Source organism: Thermostichus sp. MS-CIW-15, assembly GCF_054060575.1.
This window is the reverse complement of the sequence record NZ_JBSSDI010000065.1, coordinates 1-2553: the sequence shown is the minus strand read 5'-3', so window position 1 is coordinate 2553 and position 2553 is coordinate 1. Positions and strand designations below refer to the sequence as shown.

General features: G+C 56.5%; 3 protein-coding genes and 1 tRNA gene. 2 read left to right on the top strand and 2 right to left on the bottom strand.

The window, feature by feature from the left end; all coding sequences use genetic code 11:
• Positions 1 to 118: 118 nt before the first annotated feature.
• Positions 119 to 203: transfer RNA gene (locus ACVW0R_RS13395), tRNA-Ser, on the bottom strand.
• A 214-nt stretch (positions 204 to 417) separates the two neighbouring features.
• On the opposite strand from ACVW0R_RS13395, the gene scpB reads away from it, so the two are divergent.
• A complete protein-coding gene (gene scpB, locus ACVW0R_RS13390) occupies positions 418 to 972 on the top strand; it encodes an SMC-Scp complex subunit ScpB (RefSeq protein ID WP_011431618.1) in 555 nt (184 codons plus the stop codon).
• A 206-nt stretch (positions 973 to 1178) separates the two neighbouring features.
• Here scpB and ACVW0R_RS13385 read toward each other — a convergent pair whose 3' ends face one another.
• Positions 1179 to 1829: a peroxiredoxin gene (locus ACVW0R_RS13385; RefSeq protein ID WP_011431619.1), complete on the bottom strand. Its 651-nt coding sequence runs from the start codon at positions 1827 to 1829 to the stop codon at positions 1179 to 1181.
• 388 nt (positions 1830 to 2217) lie between these two features.
• Between ACVW0R_RS13385 and ACVW0R_RS13380 the strand changes: the two genes are divergently transcribed.
• A complete protein-coding gene (locus ACVW0R_RS13380; RefSeq protein WP_457502194.1) occupies positions 2218 to 2478 on the top strand; it encodes a hypothetical protein in 261 nt (86 codons plus the stop codon).
• Positions 2479 to 2553 lie beyond the last annotated feature (75 nt).

The following is a 2553-nucleotide window of genomic DNA, read 5'->3' as shown; positions in this document are numbered from 1 at the left end:
TGAAGACTTCTTTACTACTGATCAATCCATCCTCCTTCCGAAGTTGGTTTGCTAAGTGCTGCTATTGTACCCCTTGAGCCCTTAACAGGCTGTACTCAATAAAGCAACGGAAAAGCAACGGAGAGGGTGGGATTCGAACCGACGGTGGCGTGAACCACGGCAGTTTTCAAGACTGCTTCCTTAAACCGCTCGGACACCTCTCCAATTCTCTGGGATCCCCAAACCCTATTTATGCTACGCAATTGGCTTCAGGCTGTGCAATTGTACTCCGCACCGAGTAGCGCGATGGGCGAGAAAGCAGACCCTGCCATGGTTTAGCATAGCAACGCTCGCCTTGGCCCAGGCCGCCCCAGCAGGGATCCCTCAGTCTGCAACTGCTGCTATGCTACGGGACAGGTTAGCGGATCCCTTGTCGCTATGCCCTCGCGTCGTTCCAAGTCGGTTTCAGATTCCAGGCCAGAGATAGGAGGGGGGCGTCTTTTAGCCCTGAAAAATCAGATCGAGGCAATCCTCTACCTGAAGGGACAGCCGTTGGCCCTATCGACGCTGGCCCAGTTGGCCCACTGCAGCCGCGAGGAGGCCTACGATGCGCTGTTGGAGCTGATGGAAGACTACGCCCACCGCGATTCTGCCCTAGAGGTGCTGCAGGTGGAGGAGGGGTTTGCTCTGCAGTTGCGGGAGCCTTTTCTGGAGCTGGCCAACCAGCTCTTGCCCCCTGAAATCGGGGTGGGCGCCACCCGTACCTTGGCAACCATCGTTCTACGTGGCCCCCTCTCGCAAGCTGACTTGGTGGAGTTGCGCGGTCAGGGCGCTTACCAACACGTGGCAGAGCTGGTGGAAAAGGGCTTTGTGACCCGCTATCGCAAAGAAGGCAGCCGCTCCCCCTGGTTGCGGGTGACGGATAAGTTCCATCGCTACTTTACAGTGGAGAGGCTGGCCGAAACAGCAGCAGCTTCCTTCCCCGAAGCCTAAACTTGCCGCCCAACTCGATCCCAACCCCACCGGCGATCGTTCTCTCCCAGAAGAGGAGGTTTCGCCTAGGCCAGCGCAGCGCCCTCCGAAACCGTCTTAGGCGGGTTTAAAGAACCATAAAGTCAAGGATCCCCTCGGCGGGGATCCAGAGAAAGGAATCACGGCTTCGGCGGAGAAGGGATCCCTTCCTGCCAAGGGGGGTGGACTTACTTATTGGGCTGAGGGGTGAGCCGCAGGTAGGGCTTGAGCTCCTTGTAACCTTTCGGGAACTTTTCTTTTAGCACTTCAGGATCCTGCAGCGAAGGCGGGATAATGACGTCGTCGCCATCTTTCCAGTCGGCAGGGGTGACGACGCTGTACTTATCCGTCAACTGCAGAGCGTCGATGGCCCGCAAAAGCTCGTCGAAGTTGCGGCCCGTGCTGGCCGGATACGTAAGGATGAGGCGGATTTTCTTGTTGGGATCGATAACGAAAACCGAGCGCACCGTCAAGGGCAGCCCTTCTTGGTTAAGGTTGGTTTGATCCAACATGCCGTAGAGCTGCGAGACCTTGCGGTCTACATCTGCCAAGATGGGGTAGTTCACGATAGCGTTCTGGGTTTCCTCGATGTCTTTCACCCAGCCCAGGTGGGAGTCCACATCGTCCACGCTGAGGGCCAGCACCTTCACCCCCCGCTTTTCAAATTCGGGCATCAGCTTGGCAACGGTGCCCAGTTCGGTGGTGCAGACCGGCGTGTAGTCGGCAGGGTGGGAAAACAACACTACCCAGCTATCCCCGGCCCAGGAGTAGAAGTCAATTTCGCCGTGGGTGGACTTTTGCGTAAAATTGGGAGCTGTATCGCCAAGTCGGAGAGCCATACGCTCTTTCTCCTCAGTAAAGAGTTCAGTCCGGTGAGGCCGGGATCCGGATCCTTGCCATCGATCGATCTACAGTCTATTCTGCCACAAAAACTCCACTTTTCCGAGCGGATTTTAGGATATTTTAAGGTGTTGCCAACTTGCCGGCTAGGGGGAGTGCCCTTTCCCGACGTAAACGATTGTTGCGGGGGAATTAATATTCTGTAAGTTCTTTTCTTTACAGGCTGCAACGGCGACGTGCTAAGGGTATTGTAGGTAACAGAATCTAGCTTCTCGGGCGAGGCCGTGGGATCGATGGGAAGTGCAGAAACAGCTACAACTTGCAGCTTGGCCACCCTGTGGGCCCAAAAATATAAAATATGTAGACAAGCTGCGGGCGCAGGCGGCCTTGGGCGAGCTGCCGGGCGCCCAACTGGCCGACAAAGTGAAGGGATCCCTGCGCTTTGCCAGCTCCCAGGCCTGGGCCAAGACAGAGCGGCTCTTGGCTGCTGAAATACCCAAGCAGCGGCTGGATCCGGACTTGATCGATCCCTGGCAAATTGCCGAGGATTCTCGGGATTTATTTGAGGCGGCAGCGGAAAGTTGTGGGGAGGGCCTCTCGCCGGCTCGCTTTTCGGTGCAGATCGCGCCGCTGATACATTTACGCTGAACACTGCTGAGCATTACTGCTCAGCGGTGAAGCGATAGCATTCTGTCCGTTTCCGTTGTCACTACGCGACGCTGA

Excerpts from the sequence above, each read along its gene's own strand:
- scpB (WP_011431618.1), top strand. The coding sequence starts at position 418 with ATGCCCTCGCGTCGTTCCAAGTCGGTTTCAGATTCCAGGCCAGAGATA.
- ACVW0R_RS13385 (WP_011431619.1), bottom strand. The coding sequence starts at position 1,829 with ATGGCTCTCCGACTTGGCGATACAGCTCCCAATTTTACGCAAAAGTCC.